We start from the raw sequence: 6,528 nt of genomic DNA, 5'->3' as shown, positions 1-6,528 counted from the left end.
TCTCTGATTCCGACACCGACTCCGAAGCCGGGCCCGCGCCCTTCTCGCTCACCCCGGCGACGGTCCCGAAGACCCGCTCGGGCTCCGGCTCGGGCTCCGGCCGGGGGCGGGCCTCGGGTTGCGCTGTGACCTCCGGCGTGACCTCCGGCGTGACCTCCGCCGTGGCCCCGGCCGTGGTCCCCGCCTTTGTCACGGGAGCGGCCAGCAGCTTCGCGTACGCCTCGCGCCTGCGCCCCTGCGGGTCGCTGCGACCGGTCTCCCAGGCACGGACGGTCGCCTTGGTGACGCCGATAGCGCTGGCGACCTGTTCCTCGCTCAGTGACTTCGCCCTGCGCAGCCTCCGCCGTTCCTTGGGGGACGGCAGAGGCGTCCCGGCAGCGGAATGCGCCGTGCTCTGAGTCATGAAAGGCCCTCCGCACGCCCCGAAGAGCTGCACTCAGCATAGAAGTACATAAACGTATATTGAGCGACACAACGGCCATTCGCCTGTTACGCGGAGAAAGCGCGTGTCGTTGGGAGCATGGCCGGGTGACTCAGACGACCGATCACCCCACCTCGTACGCGTCGGTTCCGGTCCCGGTCCAGGTGCAGGGCGGGCGGAAGGCCGCGCTCGCCGCGTGTCTCGTGCGCGGGGCGACCGCGGCGGGGCTCGGGCTCGGCGCGTTCACCGTCGTGGCGATGGTGCTGTGGATCAGCTCCCCGTACCCGGACAGCGGCTCCCGTGGCGCGCTGCATGTGGCCGCGTCGCTGTGGCTGCTGGCGCACGGCACGGAACTCGTCCGCACCGACACCCTCTACGGCGGACCCGCGCCCGTCGGCGTCGTACCGCTGCTGCTCGTCGCGCTGCCCGCATGGCTGACGCACCGGGCCACCCGCGACAGCCTGGTGCCGGATGAGACCGGGCGGCGGCCACGGGCGTCGGGGTGGGGCGTGCTGTGCGCCGTCGCCGTGGGGTATCTGCTGGTCGGCGCGGCCGTGACGGTCTACGCCACCCGCGGGCCGCTCCCGGTGAATCCGTGGAGCGCGGCGGTGTGGGTGCCGTTTGTGATCGTGCCGACGGCGGCTGCCGGGGTCTGGTCGGCGAACGGCCGTCCCACCGGTCCGATTCCGGACTGGCTGCCCAAGGCGGTACGGGTACGGCTGGCCCGTACGCGGGTGGCGGTCGCGCTGCGCTCAGGGGTGGCCGGGGCGCTGGTGCTGCTGGGCGGCGGGGCACTGCTCGTCGGGTCCTCGCTGGTCTGGCACGCGGACGCCGTCCAGGAATCGTTCCGTCATCTCTCCGATGTCGGGTCGGGGCGGTTCGCCGTGCTGCTGCTGGGGATCGCGCTCGTGCCGAACGCGGCGGTGTGGGGCGCGGCGTACGGTCTCGGGCCCGGATTCTCGCTGGGCACAGAGGGGACGGCCACTCCCTTCGCACTGTCGGGGGATCCCTCGTTGCCGACTTTCCCGCTGGTCGCGGCGATTCCCGCGCAGGGGCCGGGGGCGCCGCTGAACTGGGCGTCCATGGCCGTGCCGCTGGTCGCGGCGCTCGTGATCGCCTGTCTCACGGCGGTGAAGGCCGCACCGGCGGAGGGGCGGATCGCCTGGGGCAAGCGTGAGACCGCGCTGACGGGCCTGCTGGGCGCGGCCGGCTGCGGGATCCTGACGGCGCTGATGGCGGCGGCCTCGGGCGGTCCGCTGGGCACGGACCGGCTCACGGAGTTCGGCCCGGTGTGGTGGCTCACCGGAGGGGCGGCCTTCCTGTGGTCGGCGGCCATCGGGATCCCGGCCGCGCTGGGGCTGCGGGCCTGGCGGGTACGCCGGTCGGATGGCCGTCTCCGTACGCTCGTGGAGCAGGATCCGGACCGGGCCGTGACGCCTGGGTCGCCGGGGGCGTCTGGGTCGTCTGGGTCGCCGGGACAGGTCTCCGCGTCCGGCGGGCCCGCGTCCAAGCCGGGTGAGCTTCCCCAGGGCTCCCTCGGCTCCCGCGGCCTGCGCGGCCTGCGCGGCCTGCGCGGCCTGCGCGGTCTTCAAGGGGCTGGGAGCCCTCAAGGCGGGGAGGGCGGGGGGAGCGCGGCCGTCGTTCCGGACATCGAGGACGCGCTGGAGGCCCTCGACGCTCTCGACGCGGTCTCGGAGCCGTACGGCTTCCTGCCGCTGGATTCCTGGGCGGGGCGGACGGGGGGCCCGCCCGCCAAGGCCGCGGTCATGGCCGAGAGCGATCCGCCGCCCGCCTCGGAGGGGTCCGGCCCGGACTCCGGCGGGGGCGGGCGGAGGACCCCGGCCGTGGAGAAGCCCTGGCCGGCGCCCATCAGCCCTTGGCCCAGGACCCCGGAGACGGCGACCACACCGGGAGGCGGAACCGGGGGAGCGGGCACGGACGGCACGAAGGGCTTGGACGGCTCGGACGGCGGGAAGCCGGTACGGGATTCCGCGCCCGCCGCCCCCGTACCCGCCGATTCCGTACGCGCCGAGCCTGCGCCCGCGCCTGCCGACCCCACAGCCCCCGCACCTGCCGCCCCCGCACCCGTTGGCTCCGAGCAAGGCGGTTCCGAGCCCGGCGGTTCCGAGCAAGGCGGAGCCACGTCCGAGCGGGGGTAGCCCGCCCGCGCCCCGGCAGCGGAGAGGGCGGTCTCCGGCCGTGACCGAAACCGCCCTCGCATCCGCCTCCGGATTCGCCCTTGAAACCGTCACCGCACCCGCGCGACGGCGGACGGCCCACCACCGGCCGTCCGCTCAGGAACCGCTTGCTCGGGAACCGCCTACTCCCGGACTGCCTGCTCCGGAAACGTCTGCTCCGGGACGCCGACTACTCCGGGACGCCGAAGACCTTCCGCAGCGGCTCCGGCAACTCCTGGTTGCACGCGACCTGGCCCGCCTTCGTCAAGGCGTCCCGCTCGCATGTGTAGAAGTCGCGGTAGACCAGCTGCGCCGTGAACATCGACGCCACGTACACCAGGGCGATGACGGCCGTCACCAGACCCGTCACCGCCGAGGTCCGCAGCGAACGGGCCGGGGAGGGAGCGCCGGGCGCGGTGGACTGAGCCGGCGCGGACGCTGCGGCAGGCGCGGTCGGGTCGGGACGCTTCGGCTTGGCGCGCAGGGAACTGATCGCCCAGTAGACCGCGAGCGCGCCCAGGAGCAGCGAGATCTCCGGAAAGTCGAACAGCGCGAAGAAGAACGCCCACATGCCCGCGAGGAGGGCGTACCGCGCCCGCCGCTGCGCGGGGTCGGTCGGGTCCCAGCGCAGGCCGGAGGGAGGCCCTCCGGGGCCCTGCTGGCCGTTGTCCGGGGAGTTCTGGCCGCCCGGACGGCCGCCGAAACCGCCGCCGGACGAGCGGCCGGGCTGGCGGCTGCTCCACTGGCTGCCCCACGCCGACCGGCCGTCCGACGACCCGGACGAGTCGTCGGAGGAACCCGGACCCTCACCGGAACCGGAACCTCCGGAAGAGCCCGGAGAGCCCGGAGCGTCGGAGGAGTCGGCAGGTGCGCCCTCCGGGCGGCGGGGCTGCCACGGCTGGTCCGGCCTGCCCTCCGGCGGCGGCGCGAAGGGGTTGTTGTCATCGGTGGACTGGCGCTCCCGCGGCAACAGGAGGTCCGTACGGCGGCGTCGGTCCCGCATCTGGTGAACGTCTTCCCCTCAGACCCGGTGCACTCGGGTCTTGTGTCGTCGTGCCCGTCAGGAACGGGTGGTGCTGTCCCTGACGCTACCTCCCGGCCACGCCCCCGTCCCGTGGGGGCCTTCCTGTGTGCCGGTATCGTTGCTGACGGTCGGCTTCTTCGTAGAGTTCCCCGTATCGAGGGGCGCGATTCGTTCGTACGACCACACAAAGCCGCACATCACACTCGACAGCCTCGCTCAACGACTCAGCCGACAGCTCAGCCATCCGTATGCCCGGCGGCTCCCGCACGGATCCGTACCTCTGCGTGAAAGCCCCGAAAACCCCGAAAGCCCCGGGACCCGCCCCGGCTCGAACCTCCGCCCGCCCCGCTGAAAAGCCACCGCACAGCCCCCCGTAAAGCCCCCGCACAGCCCCGAAGCAGCCTCCGTACAGCCCCCGCGCATACCGCCGGACAGGCAGACCGCCTGACAGCACGAGAACACGAGAAAGAGACCCGCCGTGGCCTCCCCGCCCCCTCCCGCCCGCTCCGACGACCGCACGGCCCACCCGGACCGCCCGGCCCGTCTGGTGGTGCTCGTCTCCGGCTCCGGCACCAATCTCCAGGCCCTCCTCGACGCCGTCGACGCCGATCCGGAAGGCTTCGGCGCGCGCGTCGTCGCCGTCGGGGCGGACCGGACAGGGATCGCCGGTCTGGAACGCGCCGAGCGCGCCGGGCTCCCGACGTTCGTGTGCCGCGTGAAGGACTATGAGTCCCGTGATGCCTGGGACCGCGCGCTCACCGAGGCCACGGCGGCGTACGAGCCGGATCTCGTCGTCTCGGCCGGATTCATGAAAATCGTGGGCAAGGAGTTCCTTGCCCGTTTCGGCGGACGCTGCCTCAATACGCACCCCGCCCTGCTGCCCAGTTTTCCCGGCGCCCACGGAGTCCGCGACGCGCTCGCGTACGGCGCGAAGGTCACCGGGTGCACCGTCCACTTCGTCGACGACGGCGTCGACACCGGACCGATCATCGCCCAGGGCGTGGTCGAGGTCCGGGAGCAGGACGACGAAGCCGCTCTGCACGAGCGCATCAAAGAAGTCGAGCGACTGCTGCTCGTCGAGGTCGTGGGGCGTCTGGCCCGTCACGGCTACCGCATCGAGGGACGAAAGGTTGTTTTCCCGTGACTGCTCAGCCTGCTGAGGCGACTGCCAAGCGGCCCATCCGGCGAGCGCTCGTGAGCGTGTACGACAAGACGGGCCTCGAGGATCTGGCCCGTGGCCTGAACGAGGCCGGCGTCCAACTGGTCTCCACCGGCTCGACCGCCGCGAAGATCGCCGCGGCCGGGGTGCCGGTCACCAAGGTCGAGGAGCTGACGGGCTTCCCCGAGTGCCTGGACGGCCGGGTCAAGACGCTGCATCCCCGCGTACACGCGGGCATCCTCGCCGATCTGCGGCTCGACTCCCACCGTGAGCAGCTCGCGGAGCTGGGCGTGGAGCCGTTCGACCTCGTGGTCGTCAATCTCTACCCCTTCCGGGAGACGGTCGCCTCCGGCGCGTCCCCGGACGAGTGCGTCGAGCAGATCGACATCGGCGGCCCCTCGATGGTCCGCGCCGCAGCCAAGAACCACCCCTCGGTCGCGGTCGTCACCAGCCCCGAGCGGTACGCCGACGTCCTGGCGGCCGTCCAGGGCGGCGGCTTCGATCTGACCGCGCGCAGGCGGCTCGCGGCCGAGGCGTTCGCGCACACCGCCAAGTACGACGTGGAGGTCGCCTCCTACTTCGCGTCCTACGCCCCCGCCGACGACACGATCTTCCCCGACTTCCTGGGGGCCGCCTACCAGCGCTCCAACGTGCTGCGCTACGGGGAGAACCCCCACCAGGACGCCGCGCTGTACGTCAACGGCAACGGCGGACTGCCCGAGGCCGAGCAGCTGCACGGCAAGGAGATGTCGTACAACAACTACACGGACACCGAGGCCGCCTGGCGCGCCGCGTACGACCACGCCGAGCCGAGCGTCGCGATCATCAAGCACGCCAACCCGTGCGGCATCGCGATCGGCGCGGATGTCGCCGAGGCGCACCGCAAGGCGCACGCCTGTGACCCGCTGTCCGCGTTCGGCGGAGTGATCGCGGTCAACCGCCCGGTGTCGGTCGCGATGGCCGAGCAGGTCGCCGAGATCTTCACCGAGGTGATCGTGGCCCCGGCGTACGAGGACGGCGCGGTCGAGGTGCTCGCCCGGAAGAAGAACATCCGCGTCCTGCGCTGTCCGGACACGCCCGCCTCGCCGGTGGAGATCAAGTTCATCCAGGGCGGCGCGCTCCTCCAGGCCGCGGACCGGCTCCAGGCCGAGGGCGACGACCCCGCGAACTGGACCCTCGCGACCGGTGAGGCTCTGAAGGCCGACGAACTGGCCGAGCTGGCCTTCGCCTGGCGGGCCTGCCGCGCGGTCAAGTCGAACGCGATCCTGCTCGCCAAGGACGGCGCGTCGGTCGGCGTCGGCATGGGCCAGGTCAACCGCGTCGACTCGGCGAAGCTCGCGGTGGAGCGCGCGGGCGAGGAGCGGGCGCGGGGGGCGTACGCCGCCTCGGACGCGTTCTTCCCGTTCCCGGACGGTGCCGAGATCCTGATCGACGCGGGCGTCAAGGCGATCGTCCAGCCGGGCGGCTCGGTCCGCGATGAGCTGGTGATCGAGGCGGCGCGGAAGGCGGGCGTGACGATGTACTTCACGGGCACGCGCCACTTCTTCCACTGACGGTCCCGTCGGCTTCCCCTGACGTTCCCGTCCCGTTCCTCCTCTTTTCTTGTACGCGGAAGGCCGCTGTACGCGGAAGGCCGCGCGCCCTGTGCAGGGCAGCGCCACACGCTACCCGCGCGACAGGCGCTTCCAGGCGCTCCTGCACGACCTGCTCACCCACAACGCCGCCTTCGCCGCCATGTGGGCCGAGC

5 protein-coding genes are annotated in these 6,528 nt (G+C 72.6%); 3 read left to right on the top strand and 2 right to left on the bottom strand.

Features of this window, described 5'->3' with window-relative positions; all coding sequences use genetic code 11:
• Positions 1-403, bottom strand: a 403-nt coding sequence (locus tag ACWEFL_RS12495) for a helix-turn-helix transcriptional regulator (RefSeq protein ID WP_451710869.1), incomplete at its 3' end; no start/stop codon positions are given.
• A 125-nt stretch (positions 404-528) separates the two neighbouring features.
• On the opposite strand from ACWEFL_RS12495, the gene ACWEFL_RS12490 reads away from it, so the two are divergent.
• Positions 529-2,580, top strand: a complete 2,052-nt coding sequence (locus ACWEFL_RS12490) for a cell division protein PerM (RefSeq protein WP_451710867.1) — start codon at positions 529-531, stop codon at positions 2,578-2,580.
• Between the two features lie 208 nt (positions 2,581-2,788).
• Here the strand turns inward: ACWEFL_RS12490 and ACWEFL_RS12485 are convergent, their stop codons facing one another.
• Positions 2,789-3,601: a hypothetical protein gene (locus ACWEFL_RS12485; protein WP_451710865.1), complete on the bottom strand. Its 813-nt coding sequence runs from the start codon at positions 3,599-3,601 to the stop codon at positions 2,789-2,791.
• 499 nt (positions 3,602-4,100) lie between these two features.
• Between ACWEFL_RS12485 and purN the strand changes: the two genes are divergently transcribed.
• Positions 4,101-4,766, top strand: a complete 666-nt coding sequence (gene purN / locus ACWEFL_RS12480) for a phosphoribosylglycinamide formyltransferase (protein WP_451710863.1) — start codon at positions 4,101-4,103, stop codon at positions 4,764-4,766.
• Positions 4,763-6,334, top strand: a complete 1,572-nt coding sequence (purH, locus tag ACWEFL_RS12475) for a bifunctional phosphoribosylaminoimidazolecarboxamide formyltransferase/IMP cyclohydrolase (RefSeq protein ID WP_451710861.1) — start codon at positions 4,763-4,765, stop codon at positions 6,332-6,334. The genes purN and purH overlap by 4 nt, the downstream gene beginning before the upstream one ends.
• The last annotated feature ends 194 nt before the right edge of the window (positions 6,335-6,528 follow it).

This window comes from Streptomyces sp. NPDC004838 (assembly GCF_053600955.1).
The sequence above is the reverse complement of the archived record's forward strand: the minus strand, read 5'-3'. Positions and strand labels throughout refer to the sequence as shown.